The organism is Ellagibacter isourolithinifaciens, from assembly GCF_008831035.1.
In the GTDB taxonomy this organism is placed as follows: Bacteria; Actinomycetota; Coriobacteriia; order Coriobacteriales; family Eggerthellaceae; genus Ellagibacter; species Ellagibacter isourolithinifaciens.
In genome coordinates this window covers 83697-105968 of the sequence record NZ_WAJR01000007.1, presented here as the reverse complement: position 1 = coordinate 105968, position 22272 = coordinate 83697, and the positions used below count along the sequence as shown (strand labels likewise).

The window sequence follows — 22272 nt, the reverse complement described above, 5'->3', positions numbered from 1 at the left end:
GTAAGATTCATCGCGAAGGGCCTTTCTCCCGCTTGCTTTGGCTTAGACACCCGCAAGCATACCGAAGGGCCCTTTTCCTTCGCTAGCAGATTTCTCGGCTGTTTTTCCTCAAAAACTTAACTCGCACTCCGCCAAATCCTGACCGAGGGAAGCCCCTACACGAATCGTCCGCAAACTTCGCAAACGAATCAGGCGAGCAGGCTCTTTCCCGTCATCTCGAGGGGAGCCTCAACGCCCATCGCCGCCAACATCGTCGGCGCAATGTCGCAAAGTGCGCCCTCCTCACCCGAAAGGCGAAGACCGCGCCCCGAGTAGTCGACGAGCGCGAAGGGAACCGGTGCGGTGGTGTGCGCAGTATGGGGAGAGCCGTCCTCGGCAAGCATCTTGTCTGCGTTACCGTGATCGGCGGTGACGAACGCCACCCCTCCTGCGCGTTGAACAGCGGAAAGCACCTGTTCAACGCCAGCTTCAACCGACTCGACAGCAGCGACCGCCGCGGGAATGACGCCCGTGTGCCCCACCATGTCGCAGTTCGCGAAGTTCACGATGTACACGTCGGCCTCGCCCCCATCGATTGCCTGCGCCAAATCGCGAGCAACCTCGGGCTCGCTCATCTCCGGCTGCAGATCGTAGGTGGCCACCTTTGGGCTCGCCACGAGCTGGCGCTCCTCCCCCACTTTGGGCTCCTCGCGGCCCCCATTCAGGAAGAACGTAACATGCGCGTACTTCTCGGTCTCCGCGATGTGATATTGGCGAAGGCCCCGCGCCGCGAGCACGTCGGCCAAGACGTTGTCGGGGAATTCCTTCGGAAACGCCACAGGCGCGGGGATATCGGGATCGTACTCGGTCAGGCAGACGAAGTTCACCTGCGGGAACACTGAGCGCTCAAACCCATCGAAAGCGGGATCGACGAACGCGCGCGTCAACTCACGCGCCCGGTCGGGCCTGAAGTTGAAAAAGATGACGCCGTCGCCGTCGCGAACCCCGCAGGAGTCGAGCGCGCACGGAACCAAAAACTCGTCCGTCACGCCATCGGCGTACGAGTCTGACACCATGTCGCACGCCCCGCAATCGACGGAAGGCTTCGCACAAACGATTGCCTCCCACGCCTTTTGCACGCGGTCCCAGCGCTTGTCGCGGTCCATCGCGTAATAGCGCCCGCAAATCGACGCGATGCGGACTCTCCGCCCCCATCCCTTCGAGGCAATAAGGCGCTCGAGCTCGGCAACGTAGCCCTCACCGCTCGAGGGCGGCACGTCGCGACCATCAAGGAAGCAGTGCACGCGGATGTCCTCAAGACCGCGCGAGACCGCATGCTCGAGGATCGCGAAAAGGTGCTCGTTGCTCGAATGGACGCCTCCATCGGAGAGAAGACCCATGACATGCAGCGCACGGCCTGGCTCCTTAGACGAATCGAGACACGCGTTGATGACCTCGTTTTCGTCGATGGAACCTGTACGGCACGCGCGGTTGATGCGCGTGAGCTCCTGATGGACGACGCGGCCGGCGCCGATGTTCAAATGCCCAACCTCGGAGTTGCCCATCTGGCCCTCCGGCAGGCCGACCGCCTCGCCGGACGCCTGAAGGCGCGTGCACTCGCCCGCGAACAGCTTATCGAGAAAAGGCGTGCGCGCAAGCGAGATGGCGTTGCCGGGACCTGCGGGCGCAAGCCCGAAGCCGTCCATGATAACGAGGCACACGGGAAGCGCGAGACCCTCGCGCGCAGACGAATCGAGAACGCTCATTACCGCATGACCGCCTTCACGAGCTGGATGAAGGAGTCGCATTTGAGGCTCGCACCGCCGATAAGCCCGCCGTCGATATCGGGCTCCGCCACGAGCGCGTCGACGTTTCCGGGGTTCATCGAACCGCCGTAAAGGATGCGCATAGCCTGAGCCGTTTCCTCGCCGAAGAGCACGGCGAGCTGTGCACGGACGGCCGCACACACCTCTTCTGCCTGCTCGGGCGTCGCCGTACGGCCGGTGCCGATAGCCCAAATAGGCTCGTAAGCCACGACGCACTTCGCGGCGTCATCCGCATCGACGCCCGCGAACGCAGCTTTCACCTGGGCACACACGTACTCATTCGTCGTGCCCTCATCGCGCACGGCGAGCGATTCGCCAACGCATACGATCGGCTTCAAGCGACCGCCCAGAAGCGCGCGCACCTTCTTGTTCACGTCCTCATTCGTCTCGCCGAAAAGCCCGCGGCGCTCCGAATGCCCGACGATGCAATAGTCGCAGCCGCACTCGCGAATCATGGGCACAGACACCTCGCCAGTAAACGCGCCGGCTTCCTCCCAGTACACGTTCTGCGCACCGACGAAGATCTTCGTCTTGTCGAACTCGAGCACCGTCTTCACCGGCTTCAAGTCGACAAACGGCGGGCAGATGACGACATCGACCTTGTCCTCCCAGTCCTTCCACCAGTTGTTGGAGATCTCCTGGGTGAGCACGACCGCCTCGCCGATGGCGTTGTTCATCTTCCAGTTGCCTGCCATCATAGGTTTTCTTGCCATGGCTTGTCCTTTCCGCGAAAAAGAACGGGGAGACGAAAGCGCACATTGCGCGCCTTGCCGCCTCCCCTCTTTGTATACCGCCAGTTTAACGCAGCGCCTCGACGCCGGGAAGCGCTTCTCCCTGCACGAGTTCCATACTTGCGCCGCCGCCGGTCGAGATGAAGGTCATCTGGTCAGCAAGGTCGAACTTGTTAACCGCAGCAACCGAATCGCCACCGCCGATGACCGTGTCAGCCTCCTTGTTAGCGGCCACCGCGAGCGCAACCGCCTTCGTACCCGCAGCGAACGCGTCCATCTCGAACACGCCCATAGGGCCGTTCCAGAACACCGTCCGCGCACTGGCGATGGCCTCGGCGTAGAGCTTGGCGGTCTCGGGTCCGACATCGAGGCCCATCATGTCGGCGGGGATGGCATCAACCGAGCAGGTGAGCGTGTTCGCGTCCTCGGCGAACCTGTCGGCACACACGACGTCGACGGGAAGGAGCAGCTTGCAACCGCGAGCAGCCGCTTTCTCCATCATCTCGCCGGCGCGAGCGACCCACTCGTCTTCCTTAAGCGAGGTGCCGACCTGCTTGCGCTCGGCCAAAAGGAACGTGAAGCACATGCCGCCGCCGATGACGAGCGTCTCGCACTTGTCGATGAGCGCGTCGATGACCTTGATTTTATCGGAGACCTTCGAACCGCCAAGAATGGCGACGAAGGGGCGCTTCGGGTTCTCGAGCATGCCCGTGAGCGTGGACACCTCGCGCTGCATGAGATAGCCCGCATATGCCGGCAGAAGCGCCGCGACGCCGGCCGTGGAGGCATGCGCGCGATGGGCAGTGCCGAACGCGTCATTGACGTAGGCGTCACCGAGCTTAGCGAGTTCCTCGCAAAACGCCGGGTCGTTTTTCTTCTCGCGCTTGTCGAAGCGCAGGTTCTCGAGCAGGAGCACGTCCCCCTCGCGAAGCGCCGCCACCTTCCCCTGCGCATCCTCGCCCACCGTGTCTTTTGCGAACGCGACCGGCTTGCCGAGAAGCTCCGCCAGGCGCAAGGCGGCTGGGCGGAGAGAGAACTTCTCCTCGAAGCCCTCGCCCGACGGACGGCCGAGGTGGCTCATGAGAATGACGCGCGCGCCGTCGCCGACAAGCTTCTCGATGGTCGGCAGCGCCGCTTTGATGCGCGTATCATCGGTCACGACGCCGTCGGATACGGGAACGTTGAAATCAACGCGCACGAGCACGCGCTTGCCACGCGCATCAAGCTCGTTGATGGTCTTGATTGATGCCATTGAGTCTCCTCTTTCAACAAAGAATCGGGCGGCAAGAAGCCGCCCGATCATGCGTGATTCAGATTACAGAAGAATCTTGACCAGGTCCTTCACGCGGTTCGAGTAGCCCCACTCGTTGTCGTACCAGGATACGACCTTCACGAGGTTGGACTTGCCCCCCATGACCATGGTAAGTCCGCTGTCGAAGATGGAAGAATGGTCGTTGCCCACGATGTCAATGGACACAATCGGGTCCTCGGTGTATTCGAGGATGCCCGCAAGCTCGCCCTCGGCGGCTTTCTTCATCGCGGCGTTGATTTCCTCGGCTGTGACCTCGCGATCGAGCTCGACGGTCAGGTCGACCATCGATCCGTCGGGAGTTGGAACGCGCGTGGCGAAGCCGTCGAGCTTGCCCTTGAGCTCGGGAAGCACGAGGGCAACTGCGCGGGCGGCGCCCGTGGTGGTCGGGATCATCGACATGGCTGCGGCGCGGGCGCGGCGCAGGTCCTTGTGCGGAAGGTCGAGGATCTTCTGGTCGTTGGTATAGGAATGGATGGTGTTCATGTAGCCGCGCTTGATGCCGAAGTTCTCCATGAGAACCTTCGCGACCGGTGCCAGGCAGTTGGTCGTGCAGGAAGCGTTGGAGATGATGTTGTGCTTCTCGGCGTCGTACTCGCCGTCGTTCACGCCCATGACGATGGTGGCGTCCTCGCCCTTCGCAGGGCACGTGATGACGACCTTCTTCGCGCCGGCCTTGATGTGAGCGCTTGCGAGCTCGCCAGTCTTGAAGATGCCCGTGGACTCCACGACAACCTCCACGCCCAGCTCGCCCCAGGGAAGGTTGTTGGGGTCGCGCTCGGAAAGGACCTTCACGGCATAACCGTCGGCCACGAAGCCGTCTTCGGTGACCTCAACCGTGTCGAAGGCACGCCCATGAACGGAATCGTACTTGAGCAGATGCGCCATCGTAGGGATGTCGCCCAAGTCGTTCACGGCGACAACCTCGATCGCGGGATCTTTCACCATCGCGCGGAACGCCAGGCGCCCGATGCGACCGAAACCGTTGATGCCTACCTTGATTGCCATGCAAATCTCCTTTCGAAGGATTACTTTCCTTGACGCACAGGGTTAGTCTAGCCGACCTTGCGCGAATGCATGCCGTCTTCGGGCGAATTGCCTGCGGAGCCGCTACCCTTTTCGGTTTGCGGCTTCGCGCGCAAGCTGCTCGATGCGCCGAATGCGATGATAGACCGCCGATTTGGAGAGCGGCGGGTTCGCGCGCTCGCCGAGCTCCTTGATGCTCGCGTCGGGGAAGCTCACGCGCAGGCGGATGAACTCCTGCAGCGCAGGCGGCAGGTTCTCCATGCCGTGCGCCTCGAGCACCGTGCGGATGGCAAAGAGCTGGTCGACCGCCGCGGACGACGATTTCGCCTGGTTCGCTATCTCGGCGTTCGTCATGCGGTTTACGTCGTTGCGCACGCTCTTCACGACGCGCTCCTGCTCAAGCCGCAACGCGCATTGGTGGGCGCCGACGAATGCGAGGAACTCGAGAATTGCGTTTCCCGACTTCAAGTACACCATATACGAGCTGCGGCGCTGCATGATGCGCGCTTTGATCCCCTTGTCGGCGAGCAGGGCCACAAGCCCCTCGGCGAGGGACTCGGACTCAACGGTGATCTCGAAATGGAAGTCGCCGCGCGGGTTCGCGATGAAACCGCTGCCCAAAAACGCGCCGCGCACGTAGGCTGCGGCGCAGCACTGCTTGGCCACGATGTCGGGACGAATGCCAACCTCCAGGCCGCCTTCCTTGGTGATGACGCCCAAATCGAGCAACGATTTGGGCAGATGGGGCTGCGCGGGAACCTCGATCAGATAGTTTGGCGTCTTATGGAGCACGCTGCGGCGCACGGTGAGCTCGGTTCGCAGCTGGTAGATGCCATGCAAAAGCTTGATCACAAGGCGCGCAACGCTCGGCACATCCGTAGCGATTTCAACGCGATAGCGTCCGGGACCGGAGACGAACAGCGTTCCCTCGATACGCACGAGCGCGGCGAGCGTTGCCTTCCCGCAATGCGAGCACTCGGGCAGAACGCGCGCGAGCTCGTCTTTTACTTCCGCCGTGAACGACATAGTTTGAGCACCCCCCAAAGCGCTTCCCGAAAAGCCTCCGGATCATGCCAGGTCGGACGCTTGTGGTCGACCAGGTCGCGAACGATAACGCGCGGGCCTTGGGCCTGGATGGCCATAACGTCGTCGTAGGTGACCGCGACCGAGTGGATACCCGCGGACTCCTGGGGGTCAGCCGCCGAAGGGGCGAAGGTGTTCTGGTCAGGCGAAAGCGGACGCGACGAATGCACAAGCACGTAATCGAGAAGGCCGCGCATGCCGTGGTCGAGCAACGCCTCAACGTGCTCGCGGGCGCTCAAATCGAGCGTCTCGCCCTGCACGTCGGCTAGCCCACAAACGAACACCGTGGTGCCCTTCGATTCGCGGATGGCCTCGACGACGCCTGGCACGAGCAGGTTCGGGATAATGGACGTGAAAAGCGAGCCGGGACCGAGCACGATAAGGTCAGCCGCGCGAATGGCCTCGAGCGCCGGGGCATAGGGCTCGATCGTTCCCTGACCTCGAAGAATCACGCGCGAGAGCGCGATGTCGGAATGACACGCAACCGCCTGGCCCTCGAGCAGCTTCCCGCCGCGCGTCTTCGCAGCAAGCGTGACGTGGGTCAGCGTCGAGGGGTACACATGTCCCCGCGCGTCGAGCATGCGCTCGCACACCGAGATTGCCTCGGGGAACGACCCGCACGCATCCTCGAGCGCGACCAGCATCAAGTTCCCAAGCGAGTGGTTGTTCGCGATGGGGAAACGGTACTTGAACGCGCGGGTGAGCGGGTCTTTCGGGTCGGCCGCCATCGCGAGGATACACTTGCGCACATCGCCCGGGGGCGTCACGTCCGCCTCCTCGCGCAAAAGACCGGTCGAGCCGCCGTCGTCTGCCATGGCCACCACAGCGCTCGTCTCGACGTCGAGGGAGAGAAGAGTTCGGATGGAAACCGGCGCACCCGTGCCGCCGCCGACGACGACAGCGTGGAGCTTGTCGCCGCGAGGGGCATGCACCGCTCGAGGCAAGGGCAAATCGCGCAGCGCCGCGAAGGCCGCAGTCGCCGAGGGGTCTTGGATGAAGGGACGCTTCTTCTTCATACAACTACTCCTGGGCGGCGCGGGGCGCGAGCTTCAGGTCGCGGTGAGCAACCGAGACGCGGTAACCGTTCGATTTGAGGTAGTCGCCCGTCGATTCGGCGATAGCGACGCTTCGATGCTGCCCGCCCGTGCAGCCGATGGCGATGGCGAGCTGCTGCTTGCCTTCGGCGACATATCCAGGCATGACGCAGTCGAGCAGCGCGCGCCAGCGCTTCACGAACTCGACGGTTTCCTCGCGATACATCACAAAATCGCGAACAGGGGCATCAAGACCTGTGAGGAAGCGCAGGTCAGGATCGTAATAGGGGTTTGGAAGGAAGCGCACGTCCATGACGAGGTCGGCGTCGGTGGGGGCGCCGTGCTTGAAGCCGAACGAATACACCGTAACGGCCAGGCCGCGACGCTCGTTTCCGCGGGCGAAGATGGAACGGATGGTTTCGCGCAACTGCTGCGGGAGCATATCGGTGGTATCGACGACATGATGTGCCATCTCGCGCAGATCGTAGAGCATCTGACGCTCGCGCTCGATGCCCTGCGCAATGGTGGTTCCGTCGGTGCACAGCGGGTGGCGGCGACGCGAGGACTTGTAACGAGCGACGAGCTTGTCATCCGCAGCGTCGAGGAACAGCACGCACACGTCGATCCCCTCGCGCTCGAGCTTCTCGACCTCGCCCTTCAGATTGGGGAAGAAATCGCGGTTGCGCGCGTCGCACACCACAGCGAGGCGTCGGCTCGCATCGGGCTGGCCGGGCATGCCCTTGAGCGCGAGCAGGTTCCCAATAAGGCTCGCCGGCAGGTTGTCGACGCAGAAGAAGCCAAGGTCCTCGAAGACGTGCATCGCCTCGGTGCGCCCGGCACCGCTCATGCCCGTGACGATGACGATCTCAGGCATATCCTCGAGCGCGATCGTATCCTTTTCGAATGATCTCTCAGCGCCGTCCTCGTACTCGTCCTCGGGAATCTTCTCGCGGTTCTCATGCCGTGCATCCATGGTGTGCAACCCCCTACTCGCCGCCAACGACCAGTTCGTCTTTTCGCTCGCTATTATACTGCTCGATCACCTTATGGAGCTCCTCGGCGACCTCGTCGGGCACCACATGGGCCTCTTTGATCTCCGCCAAGCTCGCCGCTTTGAGGTTCTTGAAGGATTTGAAATGCTTGAGCAGGGCTTTCTTGCGAACAGGGCCCAAGCCCGCGACCTCATCCAAGATGCTTGCCGTCATGCCCTTGCCGCGGAGCTCGCGGTGGAAGGTAATCGCGAACCGGTGGGCCTCGTCGCGCACCTGCTTCACGAGGTAGAGCGACGCCGACCCCGAGGGCAAAACGACCGGACCCGTGTCCTGCCAGGGGACGAAGAGCTCCTCGTCGCGCTTCGCCAAGCCGCACAGCGCGATGTCATCGATTCCCATCTGGTCGAACATCTCCATAACAGCCGACAGCTGCGGCTTGCCGCCATCGAGGATGATGAGGTCGGGCTTGCTGCCGAAGCGCTCGTCTGCCATACGCTCGGCGCAGTAGCGGCGGCTCATCACCTCCTGCATCGAGAGGAAGTCGTTCGCCTCGTCGAGCGGCGTCTTGATCTTGAAGCGGCGGTACTGGTTCTTGTCGGGCTTGCCGCCCGTGAACACGACCATTGACGCGACCGTATAGGACCCGTGGATCGTCGAGATGTCGAAGCACTCGATGCGCATGGGCGGCGCGTCGAGCGCGAGCGCGCTCTCGAGCTGCAGCAGCGCATCGTTCACGCGTTTGTCCTCGTAGTTCGTGCGCACCTTGTAGCGCATGAGCGTGTGCTTCGCGTTCGTCTCCGCCATGTCGACAAGCGCCGCCTTCTCCCCCTTCTGCGGAGCCGTGAAGCGCACTTTCGCCCCGTGCGCGCTCGCAAGCTTCTCGGTGAGCCACGCCTCCATCGACTCTTCGTCCTCGGGCAGCTCCCGTACGATGACCTCGTGGGGAATGGAAGTGGTCGTGTCGTAGTAGCGCAACAGGAAGTTGTGGAGAAGGTCCTGGTCGGGAACGTCGCGCCCGCGATTCAAGACGAACTCGTTGGAGTTGATGATGCGCCCCTCGCGGATGACGAGCACGTGCGCGCCCGCGACCGTCTCCTCGCGGAAAAGGCCCACGACGTCGGCGTTCAGGTTGTGGGCGGACACCGCATGCTGCTTGTCGGTGAGCGAGTTGATGGTGTCGATGCGCGCCTTGATCCGGGCGGCGCGCTCGAAATCGAGATCGGCCGCTGCGTCAGCCATCTCGGCCGAGAGCTCGTCGAGGAACTCCCGGTGCTGCCCCGCGAGGAAGCGCTCGATGCGACGCACGTTCACAGCGTACTCCTCGGGGGTGATGCGCCCGCAGCATGCGCCGGGGCCTAAGCCCACATGGCAATCGAAGCAGGGGCGCACGTCGGTTTTCATTATCGCGAGCGGATCGTTCTCAAGGCGGCGCGAGAGATTCCGCCAATCGGCGCACGACGTCGCGCACAGGGGCACGACACGCCGCGCGATGTCGACCATGCGGCGGGCAGCGCGCGAATCAGTGTAGGGTCCGAAGTAGCGCGTGTCGGGCTTGTGCTTCTCGCGCGTGTACTTGATGGCGGGGAACACGTCGCCTTTCGTGAGCGCGATGAACGGGTAGGACTTGTCGTCCTTGAAGTCGGCGTTGAAGAACGGGGCGTACTGGTTGATCAGGTTCTTCTCAAGGACGAGCGACTCGTGCTCGTTGCCGACGACGATGTACTCGAACGAGTCGATCTGATCGACGAGCAGCGGAATCTTCGCGCGGTCGTCCTGGAAGTTCACGTACTGGCGCATGCGGGCGCGCAGCTGCTTCGCCTTGCCCACGTAGATGACCTGGCCGTCCTTGTCCTTCCAGAGGTACACGCCGGGCAGGGTCGGCACAGCATCGAGACCACGCTTGATGCGCGCGATCTTCTCTGCTTGGGTTTCTTTCACGTTGCTCTCTTCCATACCACGAAGTGTAGCAAATGCGCACGGCGGCATGCGCCCGCCCGACTTTTCGCTACACACTCAGCGTTTCCCTAGGCGTCGCCCGCATCGAGCTTCGCCCGAAACGAGATGGCGCGCGGCGTGTCGAGCGAGTCGAAATGCACGATGTAGGCACGCTTCTCCTCGTCGAGTCGTTCGATGACGCCCCGTCCGAACGCCTTGTGGAGCACGCAGTCGCCCGGCGAGAAGCGCGCATCGGCCGCCAAACCGGCCATCCATTTGTCACTTGCGGCGTACGCCGCCCGCGCGCAGGATAGCTCCTCATCGCTCGGCTTGTTCGAGAACTGCAGGGCGCGCTGATCGATATCGAGCAAGAAACGCGACGGATGGCGCGGCGAGCCCTCGTGCGAGAAACCAGCCGCCTCGGTAAGATAGAGCCCGTCCCGCGCTCGGGTCACCGCAACAAATGCAAGCCTTCGCTCCTCTTCCATGCCCTCGAGCGTTTTCGTCTTGCGCGACGGGAGCACCCCCTCGGAAAGCGAGCACAGAAAGACGTGCGGGAACTCCAATCCCTTGGCGGCGTGGATGGTCATGAGGCGCACCTTGTCCTGAGCTTCATCGAGCGCATCGGCATTGGTGAGCAGCGCCACATGGGAAAGATAATGCTCGAGCGTCACCTCCTCCCCGCAACTGTTCTCGAACTCGTAGATCGACTGCTTGAGCTCCGCCACGTTGTCGAGTCGCTCCTGGCTTCCCTCCGTGCGAAGCGCATGCTCATAGCCGCTTTCGTTAATGAGGGCCGCAAGTACCTCCGATACTGGCCTGCCCTCGAACGATCCGCGGAACTTGCGCACGAGCGCCACGAGCTGCTTCGCCTTGGTGCGTTTGAATATCTCATCCTCAATCGTCTGCTCGAGCGCCTGGAAAAGCGAGCACGCGTGTGCCTCGGCGTAATCCTTAAGAAACGCCATACGGCGCTGCCCGAGATTGCGCTTGGGAACGTTTGCCACGCGCGTGAAGGAGAGGTCATCCTGATACGCGACAAGCCGCAGATAAGCGAGGGAGTCCTTGATTTCCTTGCGCCCGTAGAACGGCACACCCGAATACACCGCATGCGGGATCTCGGCCTTAAGAAACGCCTCCTCCACCGGGCGCGATGCGTAGTGCGCGCGGTAGAGCACCACCATATCGCGGTAACGTATGCCACCATCATGGAGCGCACGCACCCCTTCGGCAATCCATTTCGCCTCGTCGTCGGAGGTTTTCGCGTGATGCCACACCGTAGGCCCATGCTGGGTGCGACACGCACGCAAATCCTTCGGGATGCGCTGGCGATTCTTCTCGATGAGCGAGTTTGCCACCGCGATGACCTCGGGGGTCGAGCGGTAGTTCTCGAGCATCATAATGGTGCGCACATCTGGAAACGCCTTGTCGAAATCGAGAAGGAAGCGCACGTCAGCACCGCGCCAGGTGTAGATGGTCTGGTCGGGGTCGCCCACCACAAACAGGTTTTTATGGTAGCCGGCGAGCACGCTCATGAGCTCGTACTGCAACTTGTCGATGTCTTGGAACTCGTCAACCATGACGTATTCCAGGCGCTTCTGCCATTTCAACCTGATGTCAGGGTGCTGACCGAAGATGTAGAGCACGACGACAATAAGGTCGTTGTAGTCGAAGGCAAAGCACTTCTTCTCTTGATAGAGATGCCCGTAGAAGATGATGTCGCGCACATCCGTTGCCTGCTCGTACTTTTCGCGCAGGGAGGCGAGCGGCATGGCAAGCAGGTCGCGATAGTAATCGGGCCGTTCCTTGAGCTTCATGATCTCGATCATGTCGCGCGCGCGACCGAACGTCATATCGCGCAGCGTGAGCCCCCGATCGTCGTAGATGATTTGAAGCATCTGATCGATGTCGGCGTTGTCGAGCACGAGAAAGCTCTTCGGGTATTGAACGGCATGCGAATCCTCTTGCAGCACCGAGACGCAGAAACCGTGGAAGGTGTTGATGAAGCCCGTGTCGTTGTCGCCGGTGAGCGCGCGGATGCGGTGGCGCATCTCGTTAGCGGCCTTATTGGTGAAGGTGACGCACAGGATGTTTCCCGGCATGATGCCGAGGTCGTTCACCAGGTATGCGAAACGCTCCGTAAGGGCGCGCGTCTTGCCCGTTCCCGCACCGGCGATGACGCGCACGTAGCCCTCCGTCGCAGTAACAGCCTCAAGCTGTTCGGCATTGAGGGTTGGAACCGCATCGCCGGGAAGCGATGTCCGAGCACGTGGGTCGCATGCATCATCCGCCTCCGCGTCGAGGCCCGAGCCGCGGCCCAACAGCTCCCCACCAAGCCGCGAGGAGATCAGGTATGTCATATCCTTGTGTTCCATGGGAACAGTCTATCAGATACGAACATATGTTCCAAGTAGTACGCAGCAAATTGCACGAAAGATGGCGACGCAAGCCTCAAGCCCGCTCCGCCTTCCCCGTCGAAAAAGCCTCAAGGGTCGCAGGCTCGGCGCTACTCGGCAGCCGCCTCATCTTCTAAGCCTTCGCCCAGCTTGCCCGACTCTTTTGCTTCCTTCGCCTCGGCTAGTTCCGCGAACATCGTCTTCATCGTTGGATTATTCCTAGTCAGACGCTTAATGGTGAGGTCTTGCGCCTTGTTGTTCGCCAGGCGCAGGTTGTTCTCCGATGACAGCAGCGCATCCTTGGTTTTCTGCAAATGCGTGATGGTCTTGTCGATCTCCTCGATGGCGGTTTGGAACTTGCGGCTGGCGAGGTCGTAGTTGCGTCCGAACTTCGTCTTGAAGTCCTCCATCTGCTCCTCGAAGTGCGTGATGTCGATGTTCTGGTTGCGCACCTCGGCGAGCTCGGCCTTGTAGGATAGCGCCGAAAGCGAGGCGTTGCGCAGGATGCTGATAATCGGGATGAAGAACTGCGGGCGGATGACGTACATCTTCTCGTAACGGTAGCTCATGTCGACGATACCCTCGTTGTAGAGCTCGTTTTCGGGCTCGAGCATCGTCACGAGCACCGCGTACTCGCAGTTCTTCTTCTTGCGATCGGAGTCGAGTTTCTTCAGAAAGTCCTCGTTTTTATGCTTGTGAGTACTGTCGTCGCTCTCGTTTTTCATCTCGAACATGATGGAGACGACCTCGTTGCCCTCGTCGTCCGCCTCCCGGAACACGAAATCGCCCTTCGTACCGTCGACCACGTCGTTGTCCTTCTCGAAGTACGCCTTTGGGAAGGCGACGGCGCGCATCTTGTTGAACTCGATTTCGCAGTGCTGCTCGAGCGACTCGCCCACCATCTTGGTGGAAAGACGGGCCTTCATCTCCTTGTAGCGGGCGATTTCCTCTTCCTTGTATGCGATGAGCTCGTCTTTTGCGCGGAGCTTCGTCGCCATCTCCTCGCGCAGCGCACTCACTTTCTGCTCACCTTCGGCAGCCTTGAGCTTCACCTGCGCAGCAAGGTCGTCGCGCTCGCGCTCAACCTGGGTCCGCGCCTGCGTGACGGCAAGTTCCTTCTCGGTCACGAAGGACGTCTTTTGGGCCTCAAGCTTCTGCGTGAGCTCGGCGATCTTCGCATCGCGGGAGGCGGTCGCATCAGCCAAGGCTCGCTTATGGTCGGCCTCGGTCACGCGCGCATCGGATGCGCGCTCGTCGGCAAGACGCGCAAGCTTCGACTTGAGCTCGGCGATTTCGGCGTCTTTGCTCGCGGTAACTTTAGAGAGTGCCGCAACCTGCTCGGCCTGCGCCGCACGGGAAGCCGCGTCGTTTTCCCGTTTGATCGCGGCGAGGTTCTGGGTCAGCTTCGCGATTTCCGCATCGCGGGAAGCGATCTCGTCGCGCGCCTCCCCTCGCACCTTCTCGCCTGCAAGCGCCACCGCCTGTTCACGCTGTTCGGCGAAGAGTTTCTCGCGACGCTCGATTTCCCGATTGAACTCCGCGTCGCGCACCTGCTTCACGATGTCCGCAAAGCCCGACTCGTCCACCTGAAACACCGTCCCACAATGTGGACACTTAATCTCGTTCATAGGAACCTCCCCGTAACGTCTTGTGCAGCTTGCATTTCTCTTGCTCTTGCGGTAAGCCTGCAGATACCCAATTTGCAGGATTCGTTTGATAAGGTACTCAGCATCATGTCCGTAAACTAACCCATGGTCGCACCCGAAAACCGACACTGCCCCGCAAAGCGGATTATCGAGCAGATAGCTTCCGAACGCGCCCTATTATAAGCATCCAAATGCGAACGGGGGCCTTGCTTTGAAGGCCCCCGTTGTCGGCGTCGTTCGCTCTCTTCGTTCGCTATTGCTGCGCGTCCCAGATGGCTCCCGTCTTGTGCCAGTTGTTGAAGTCGGTGGCCCAGCCGGTGATGTCGTATTCCACGATGGAGACGTCGTTCTTGCCATCGCTCGTCGTCGTGTAGAACTTACGCACGCGGTTGTCGAACGGCACCTGCGCGAGCGTCTCACCGTACTTGGACGAGTCGCCGCCAACAGCCTGGATGATGGTCGGCTGCACGTTCACGTGCGCGACTGGCGTCGACACCGTCTTGATCGGCTGTGCGTCCGCCTCTGCCGATTGCGCCGGCTTGTAGAACATGATCGCGTTCGACGAGGAATCCCAATCCTCGTAGATACCCCAATCGCCATGGTCGCTCGTCACGAGAATCGCGGTATTGTCGTAGAGCCCCATGTCCTTCAGCTGACGGATGTACTCGGAAAGCATCTTCAAGCTACCGCGAATCTGACGGATTGCGTCGGAGTTATCCGTGCCGATGTCGTTGCCGTTCTCGTCGAGATTGAACGGATAGTGGCCGCCGAGCAGATGAATGAAACGGAAAGCACCCGTCTCGCCGTCGTCAGTCGCGGAAAGCTTCGTCGTCTTAAGCTTGTCGTAATAGACCCCGTCGTTCATCGTGTACAGGGTGCTCTGCTGCACCTCCCCGTCGTCGCTTTCCACCTGCAGCGTCATGCCGTTGTTGACCTCGTCGGTGTAGAACCAGAAATACGGCTTGAACGCCCACGGCAAATCGCGATACATCGCGCACTTCCACAACGTGAAGAGAGTACCCTCCTGGTCGAGCAGCGAGGGTGAATCCTCTTGGTTCATGGGGTGGTAGTTCATGGTGAGGCCCGCCACGTGGCGCTGCACGTCCTCGCTCGAATATTCGGTTCCAAACGTGTCGGTGTAGATGCCCATGCTGTAGCCGGCGTTGTGAATGTCGTCGAGGTACGTGCTGCGCTCATAGCGCGTAGCAAGGTACTGCGAGAAGAGCTCGCCCTGCTGCGGCAGCTGACCGGTCAAGAGGAACGGCACGCCGTAGCGCGTGGGAACCATGGAGCCCGCAACATTGTTGTACCAGGTGAAACCCGTCCAGTCGTTGAATTCCTCCGGATGCTCCTGCATAATCTGGGACATCTGCTTCGTGTCGGTGAAATCGAGCACGAAGACGATGACGTTGCTTTTCTCAGAAACGGTGAACAGGCCGTCCTCGGTCATGCGCAAGTCGGCGACGTTCACCTGATCAGGCTCTTTCGTGGCCGCCTCGAATGCGCCCGACGCGAACAGACTACCCACGCCGACTCCCTGCACGATGATGAGCGCAAGGGAAAGCGCAACCGCGCCGCCGCGCGCGAGGCTCGTCTTCAAATGTCCCACAACAAGGGGGATCGCCACGATGATGATCCACACCACGGTGCTCACCAGCATGATTGACGTGTAATCACCCCAGTTCACCGACTTGCCGTCCGCGGTTGGCAGCTCCGAGTTCAACAGGAGCACCTGAACATAGGCGGCAACACCGAGCGCAAACAGGAAGAGCAGCACGATATCGAATGCCCTGCCGCGCAGAAGCGACACGGCAAGCGCGAGAACCACCGCAACCACAACGCCTGCAACTGCGAAGATCGGCCAGATGTCGGAGAGGCCGAACACAAGATCGGCCCCAGCGCCGGCAACGATTTCATACGGCGGAACCACGAGCAGGGTAAACGAGAAGAACGCGCACACTATGAGCGCGCAAACCACGCGCACGCCCCATTTTGCGCGAGGATAATCGTCAGATGCGCGCCCCTTTCGGGAAGCCTTCTTCGAAGACATCGACTCCGCATCGGCGGCAATCTCGCCAGGCGCGAGGATGGGCTTGCCGTCCTCGTCGAGCCTGTGAACCGGCGCTTCCACCACCTTGCCGACATTCTCGTCGATTTTGAGCATCTTGAAGAGCATCTTGCGCGTACGGCGAAGCGCCACACCGAGCACGGCCGAAAGCGCGACCGCGACACCGGCGAGCGCCTGGATCGTGTAGGTCATGACCGAAGGGTCGACATACGCGTAGGCGGGCGTTATCCATGCAAGCGAAAGTACACCTGCGACCAGCGCAAACGAAAAGACGTCGAACGCGCCCACAATAAGACGATTACGCTTCATGGCGGCCCACCTTCCTCGCATGCACCCCACGCGCTTCGCTGCCGTCGTGCTTTCCCATGCGCTCCCCCTCATTATGCGACGCCGCTTCGGCATCGGCCGCCGCGCGCTCACCCGCGGCGAGCGAATCGTCGGACACACCGCCGTCGCGCTTGGATTCCTGAATGTCTATCATGCGATCGAGCAGGTAGCGCCCAGCCACTTCCCCACCATGCCCGACGTTGAAGATGAAGCTGTCGAGCACCTTGTTGATACGGTCGCTCCACGCGTAGCGCTTCGCGAGCATCTCCTCGGCAACATCGCCGAAGGTGGCCGCGTCCTCGGGACGGATCGACACGCCAACCTCGCTGCGCAGCGCGATGTCGGTCGGCTCGATGCCGAGTTCCTTCCAGTCGGGGTTGCCCACCTTCATCGGGGTGTCAATGAAGATGGCAGGCTTGCGCGTCGAGAAGCAGAACTCGCAGAAGATCGACGACCAGTCGGTCACGAGAATGTCAGAGGTGAAGACGGTCTTGTTCGAGCTGAAATCGTGCTCGAAGTACAGATCGGACTCGGGGACGTCTGCCCAGCGAGCCAAAAGGGCGTTCCACCTGGCGGAATAGCGCTTCGTGTATTCGGGGTGCGGGCGCACGATGACGCGCATGCCGCGCCCGAGCACGCTTTTCAGCATGTCGTCGATGCAGGTGTCGAGGATGTTGCCCTCCTGCCACGACGGCGCAATGAGCACCACATCCCGACGGGACGGGTCGCGCTCGACCGCAGCAGCGGCGAGCTCGTATTCGGCAATCTCGCGATCGAGCAGGTCGTAGCCGCATTCCACAAGATTTTTGCGCTTGGTGCCGTAGAGCTCCTCGGCACGGCGCAACTCGCGCACCTGATGAGGGCCCGCGCACAGCACCGTGTCGTAGTGGTCGTAGGCGCCCTTCTGGGGCGTGAGATGGGTCGACGTCATGTGGTGGAACATGAACACGTACTCGATGTCCTTGCGGATATAGGAGCGCTTGATGTAGTAGTTCTCCAAGTCCTCAAGCGTGGACACGACCAGATCGGCGTCCATCTTCATCATGAGCGTGATGATCTTGCGCTGCCCGATGTAATAGGGCTTCAGGCGCGGCTCGGCCTCGGCCAGCTTGAACACCTGGTCATTGGGGTCGTTCGTCACGTAGTGGATGTCGGCATCGGAATGCGCGAGCAGCCACTCGATCGCGCCCTGGAAGTACTTGTAGAAGCCACTTCCCTCGGAATAGAAGACGATGTGCTTACCGACGATCTTGAAGAAACGCTTGTAGTCGGCCTTCTCGCGCTTGGCAAGCGGGTCGCGCTCGTACCATTTCTTCTTGGGACCCGAGAAATTCTCGAGCTCCTCGAGCTCGACACGGCTCGTCTCGAGGTCCTCATAGTCGATATATTTCGCTGGCTTCACCAGGACGTTCGCGAGCGCCTGGATGGCGATGGAGGTCAAGTTCGAGCACACCCAGTAAAAACCCATGCCCGTGGCGACGAACACGCCCAAGATGAAGGAAAGGCCGATGGACAGGCCGTTCGTCATGTTCTTCTCCGCACGCGACTGCTCGCGCTGCAGCGGGTTGATGCGGTTCTGCGCGAAGCCCATGATAATGGCGGAAAGCCCCGCGAAAAGCGGCATGATCCACGCCGCGCCGCCGTCCTCAAAGGGAATTTGGCCCAAGAACTCAGTGCCCGGCGCGCCGCCGTCGGTGATCGTATGGATGACGTCGACCAGGCCGAACAGGATGATGATCTGTACAGCAAGCGGAATCAGGGAGAGCATCGGATGGTAATGCTGTTCCTTGTAGAGCTTGTTCTGCTCCTCGCCGATCGTCTCGCGGTCGCCGTAGTACTTCACTTTCAGGCGATTCAAGGCGGGCATAAGCTGCACCATGACGATCGAGTTCTTCTGGCACCAAAGCGACATCGGGATGAGGATGATCTTCACGATGATGGTGAACAGCAGGATGGCTATCCACCAATTGCCGCTTATCGCGTAACAGGGCTGCAAGATAAGCGAGAGCAGCCATGCAAGTGCTTCCATGCGAGCAAGCCCTTTCGCATCGCGCGCTGCGAGCGCGATGAAGTAAAATCGAGGCAAAACTAAGGTAAAAACGCAGAATTAGAATAGTACTACAAATCGTGCCGCATGAGCGCCCAATCACGTACTGGGGCGTACTAAATCCGTAGACGCTCCGTTCAGCTCGATGTGGCAATTCCCTTCGGAGGTGCGACGATGTCCTTCCTCCGATGATGCAACGTCAGTCCCCCTCCAAGATGTCGCCGCTACCGTTTATGGAGGAGAAACGCGATTGGCTGCAACCATTGTTTCTATCATGTTAATTAGAGGCAACGGAGCCGTTGCGCAAACTTATAATGGCCGCGGTTGGGAACAAGTAAACCCCGAGGAGGTTACATGAGTTACGTCCAGAGAATTATCGACCAAGTTAAGGCGAAGGACCCCGATCAGCCCGAGTTCATCCAGGCCGTCACCGAGGTCATGAGCACTCTCGAACCGGTCATCGAGGCGCATCCGGAATACGAGGAAGCAAAGATCCTCGAGCGCATCATCGAGCCCGAGCGCATCATCCAGTTCCGCGTTCCGTGGGTTGACGACAAGGGTGAAGTCCAGGTCAACCGCGGCTTCCGCGTCGAGTACAACTCCGCAATCGGCCCCTACAAGGGCGGCCTGCGCTTCAACCCCACGGTTTATCTGGGCATGTTGAAGTTCCTGGGCTTCGAGCAGATCTTTAAGAACGCGCTGACCACGCTGCCGATGGGCGGCGGCAAGGGCGGCTCCGACTTCGACCCGAAGGGCAAGTCCAACAACGAGATCATGCGCTTCTGCCAGTCGTTCATGACCGAGCTCTACCGCCACGTTGGTCCGAACACTGACGTTCCTGCAGGTGACCTGGGCGTCGGCGGCCGCGAAGTCGCTTACATGTTCGGCCAGTACAAGCGCATCTGCAACGAATGGACCGGCGTGCTCACCGGCAAGGGCCTCTCCTTCGGCGGCTCGCTCGCCCGCACCGAGGCAACTGGCTACGGCCTTGTCTACTTCGTCGACGAGTACCTCAAGAGCAAGGGCGACTCCTTCGAGGGCAAGAAGGTCGTCGTGCACGGCTCCGGCAACGTGGCCATCTACGCGATCCAGAAGGTCTCGCAGCTCGGCGGCAAGGTGATCGCCTGCTCCGACACCCACGGCTGGGTCGAGGACCAGGAAGGCATCGACTACCAGGTGCTCGAGCACGTCTACAACAAGAAGCGCTCCGGCCACGACAAGGGCGTCACGCTCGCGATGTACGTCGAAGAGCGTCCGAACGCGACGTGGCACGCGGAGGATGGCCGCGGCGTGTGGCAGCTCCCCTGCGACATCGCGCTCCCCTGCGCCCGTGAGAACACCCTTGGCATCGAGGACGCGAAGGCCCTCGTCGCGAACGGCTGCAAGGCAGTCGGCGAAGGGGCCAACATGCCGACCACGATTGAGGCGACCGAATACTTCCAGAACAACGGCGTCGCATTCTTCCCCGGCAAGGCGGCAAACGCGGGCGGCGTGCTCGTGTCCGGTCTGGAGATGAGCCAGAACGCCGAGCATCTTTCCTGGACCTTCGAGGAGGTCGACGGCAAGCTCGAGACGCTCATGCGCGGTATGTTCCACAACGTCGACGATACGGCGAAGGAATACGGCCATGAAGGCAACTTCGTGATGGGCGCCAACATCGCCGGCTTCAAGAAGGTTGCCGACGCCATGATGGCTCAGGGCATCGTGTAAGCGCCAACTTCAAGCAATCATTTTAGGAAGGCGGGCTCCTCGCACGGGAACCCGCCTTTTTCTATGCCCGAAGTCCCGAAAATGGGGCAGGCAAGCTCTTTCCCGCATGTATCTTGGCCGTGCGGTACGCATGTGCGCATCGTTTGGGCCGCTGGTCACTTCGTAAACGAGACCTCGCAAGGCACAATATCGATAGAAGCTGGCTTCGTCGGGAAGGGCGGAGTGCGAAGCGGCTTGCACGAGGCAACGGGAAAGGGAGTGATAAAAATGTTGAAGCCCATGATGAGGAAGGTCGCGCTCGGTGTGCCCGCCGTTGCGTTGACGGCAGCCCTTGCGTTCACGATGGCCGGCTGCGGCGGTGGCGCCGAGGAGCAGAAGAAGGCGAGCAACGACACGGCAACGACGCAGCCTGCGGAAGAGCCGAAGGCTGAAGAGACCCCAGAGCCCGCCGTTGAGGCCAAAACCGGCGTCGACTACCCTTCGTACAGCTTAGAGCCAACTGATGGCTGGAAACCCGGCACCAGATCGATGAACGAGAAGTACGAAGAGTGCGAGTTCACGCTCGGCGATGACACCTTCGCCTTCATCGACATTCGCACGTTCAAGACCGAGCCGATGACCGAAGCGGAAGCTAGAATGGGCTCCAAGAAAGACGGCACCATCGACGAAGTCGACGTCAACGGCATCACCTGGGTGCGTCACACCGCCTCCAATGGCACCGTTAACCTGTTCACCAAGGCACCTTCCGGAATGACGGTCGGCGTGGTCATAGGCTCCAAAGTCGATTGGAACGACGCACTGCCCATGATCGAGAACATCGTCTTAAAGTAGCAACGGCCCACCCAAAGAGGAGCGTCGATTGACCAGATGCAGGAACCCCGAATAGCCTGGCCCTTTTCGGGAAGGCGATTCACGAAGCGACCCCGCCGAATGTGCGATTGCACGAGGCGGGGTCGCTTGCCGTTTCGGTCGCCGCTCATTGTCGGGCGACAGAGATAACCCCGGAGGATTTACAGCTCGGAGATAGTCTTCGCGGAGACGACATTGCTCGGCGAAATGAGGATCGCCCCGACCGAGCCGATCTTCGGCGTACTCACGTAGAAGGCGCCGTTCCTCGATTCGCCCATCGACGAGATCGTCGAGTCTGCCGTGGTGATGACGATGTCGATGTTCTCGGCATTCTTGAGATACGACTCCTCGGGACAAAGAGCAATGACGTAGTCTACCTTTTGATCGGTGAAGTACTTAACCTTCTCATCGATAAGGATCCTCGAATACTCGCGGGTGACCGAGAAGATGCCGTAGCGCTTGCCGCCGCGCTTCAGAATCGTTCCCTCTTCATAGGCGGAGGGATCGGCCGTATGAAGCGAGATGACGTTTGCGCCCTTGGCCTGGTAGAGCTCATCGACATCGGAGAGGGCGACCGGTTCCTTCTCCTTTTTGTGCCCCGCGAGGGGTGCAGCGGAGCTCGCCTGGGAATCTAAGGTTCCATCAGGGGAAGCAGTTGCAGAAACCCCTTCCCCGGCAGTGCTTTCCCCTACGACGCCTTCGGACGCGGAGCCTTCCGCAGCAGCAGGTTCCGACGCAGTCGAAACTCCCTGATCGACAGAGCCGGTGCCCTGCGCGCTTGCGCTCGTTGAGGAAGCTGAATTTACACTCGAGCCACCCTGAGAAGAAGCAACCTGTTTGTCGGAAGACGAAGCGGCGGAAGATGCCTGGCTGTTTTCCGAAGAGGAAGCAGCGGCTTGATTGCCGTCGGAAGAGGACGAAGAGGAAGCGGGGGCTTGACCATCCCCCGCCTTCGAGTCCCCGGGAAGCGATTCAGCATCCCCCGCATTCTTTGAGTTAGCAGAGCTGTTGGCAGCTGATGCCGCAGAAGCAGGCGATTGCGCAGCGCCTTCTTCCTCTTCGATGGTTCCCTCGTAGACGATGGCGGTATAGCCTTCCATGTTGCCGAACGCATCGTCGATGTTCGAGGCGGTGACGTTCCATGAATGGCCAGCAAACACGTAGCCGAACAGGATACACCCCATCCCAATAGCAAGGATGAGGAACACGATGAGCGCGATTTTCTCTCGGGATGTCTTTTCCATAGCAGCGTTCATTATAGGCAAACGAGCATGGGCTGCCAGCCCCCATCTCCCGAAGACAAACAATCTCGAC

At 60.8% G+C, this 22272-nt stretch carries 15 protein-coding genes; 2 read left to right on the top strand and 13 right to left on the bottom strand.

Translation table 11 applies throughout. The features are described 5' to 3' along the window. Nucleotides 1-188: 188 nt before the first annotated feature. The 12 genes from gpmI to yidC all read right to left on the bottom strand — a co-directional run bounded on the left by gpmI (nt 189) and on the right by yidC (nt 18381). A complete protein-coding gene (gene gpmI / locus F8C90_RS04600) occupies nt 189-1745 on the bottom strand; it encodes a 2,3-bisphosphoglycerate-independent phosphoglycerate mutase (RefSeq protein ID WP_158049278.1) in 1557 nt (518 codons plus the stop codon). Then, nucleotides 1745-2518 carry a triose-phosphate isomerase gene (gene tpiA, locus F8C90_RS04595; RefSeq protein WP_158049277.1) on the bottom strand — a complete coding sequence of 258 codons (774 nt, stop codon included), beginning with the start codon at nt 2516-2518 and terminating at the stop codon, nt 1745-1747. The genes gpmI and tpiA overlap by 1 nt, the downstream gene beginning before the upstream one ends. A gap of 85 nt (nt 2519-2603) precedes the next feature. Beyond that, on the bottom strand, nt 2604-3788 hold the full coding sequence (locus F8C90_RS04590) for a phosphoglycerate kinase (protein ID WP_158049276.1): 1185 nt from the start codon (nt 3786-3788) through the stop codon (nt 2604-2606). Between the two features lie 63 nt (nt 3789-3851). Next, complete coding sequence (gene gap / locus F8C90_RS04585; protein ID WP_158049275.1) at nt 3852-4853, bottom strand: type I glyceraldehyde-3-phosphate dehydrogenase; 1002 nt, start codon at nt 4851-4853, stop codon at nt 3852-3854. A gap of 102 nt (nt 4854-4955) precedes the next feature. Beyond that, on the bottom strand, nt 4956-5897 hold the full coding sequence (gene whiA / locus F8C90_RS04580) for a DNA-binding protein WhiA (RefSeq protein WP_158049274.1): 942 nt from the start codon (nt 5895-5897) through the stop codon (nt 4956-4958). After that, nucleotides 5876-6970, bottom strand: a complete 1095-nt coding sequence (locus tag F8C90_RS04575; protein ID WP_158049273.1) for a gluconeogenesis factor YvcK family protein — start codon at nt 6968-6970, stop codon at nt 5876-5878. The genes whiA and F8C90_RS04575 overlap by 22 nt, the downstream gene beginning before the upstream one ends. 4 nt (nt 6971-6974) lie before the next feature. Further along, nucleotides 6975-7862 carry an RNase adapter RapZ gene (gene rapZ / locus F8C90_RS04570; protein WP_170264546.1) on the bottom strand — a complete coding sequence of 296 codons (888 nt, stop codon included), beginning with the start codon at nt 7860-7862 and terminating at the stop codon, nt 6975-6977. Nucleotides 7863-7974: 112 nt separating this feature from the next. Further along, complete coding sequence (uvrC, locus tag F8C90_RS04565) at nt 7975-9933, bottom strand: excinuclease ABC subunit UvrC (RefSeq protein WP_158049271.1); 1959 nt, start codon at nt 9931-9933, stop codon at nt 7975-7977. Between the two features lie 71 nt (nt 9934-10004). Then, on the bottom strand, nt 10005-12275 hold the full coding sequence (locus F8C90_RS04560; RefSeq protein WP_158049284.1) for an ATP-dependent helicase: 2271 nt from the start codon (nt 12273-12275) through the stop codon (nt 10005-10007). 146 nt (nt 12276-12421) lie between these two features. Then, entirely contained in the window at nt 12422-13939 is a 1518-nt protein-coding gene (locus F8C90_RS04555; RefSeq protein WP_158049270.1) for a DUF2130 domain-containing protein, read from the bottom strand. A 271-nt stretch (nt 13940-14210) separates the two neighbouring features. Further along, nucleotides 14211-16334, bottom strand: coding sequence for a sulfatase-like hydrolase/transferase (locus F8C90_RS04550; RefSeq protein WP_170264544.1), 2124 nt, complete (start codon nt 16332-16334; stop codon nt 14211-14213). Beyond that, nucleotides 16324-18381: a membrane protein insertase YidC gene (yidC, locus tag F8C90_RS04545; RefSeq protein WP_158049268.1), complete on the bottom strand. Its 2058-nt coding sequence runs from the start codon at nt 18379-18381 to the stop codon at nt 16324-16326. Before yidC ends, F8C90_RS04550 begins: the two co-directional genes overlap by 11 nt. A gap of 372 nt (nt 18382-18753) precedes the next feature. Between yidC and gdhA the strand changes: the two genes are divergently transcribed. Both gdhA and F8C90_RS04535 read left to right on the top strand, forming a co-directional pair. Then, nucleotides 18754-20109 (top strand): NADP-specific glutamate dehydrogenase, encoded by a 1356-nt coding sequence (gene gdhA, locus F8C90_RS04540; protein ID WP_158049267.1) that lies wholly within the window; start codon nt 18754-18756, stop codon nt 20107-20109. Between the two features lie 267 nt (nt 20110-20376). Further along, entirely contained in the window at nt 20377-20940 is a 564-nt protein-coding gene (locus F8C90_RS04535; RefSeq protein ID WP_211361018.1) for a hypothetical protein, read from the top strand. Between the two features lie 179 nt (nt 20941-21119). On the opposite strand, the gene F8C90_RS04530 is transcribed toward F8C90_RS04535, so the two are convergent. Then, entirely contained in the window at nt 21120-22202 is a 1083-nt protein-coding gene (locus F8C90_RS04530; protein WP_158049265.1) for a hypothetical protein, read from the bottom strand. Between the last annotated feature and the right edge of the window lie 70 nt (nt 22203-22272).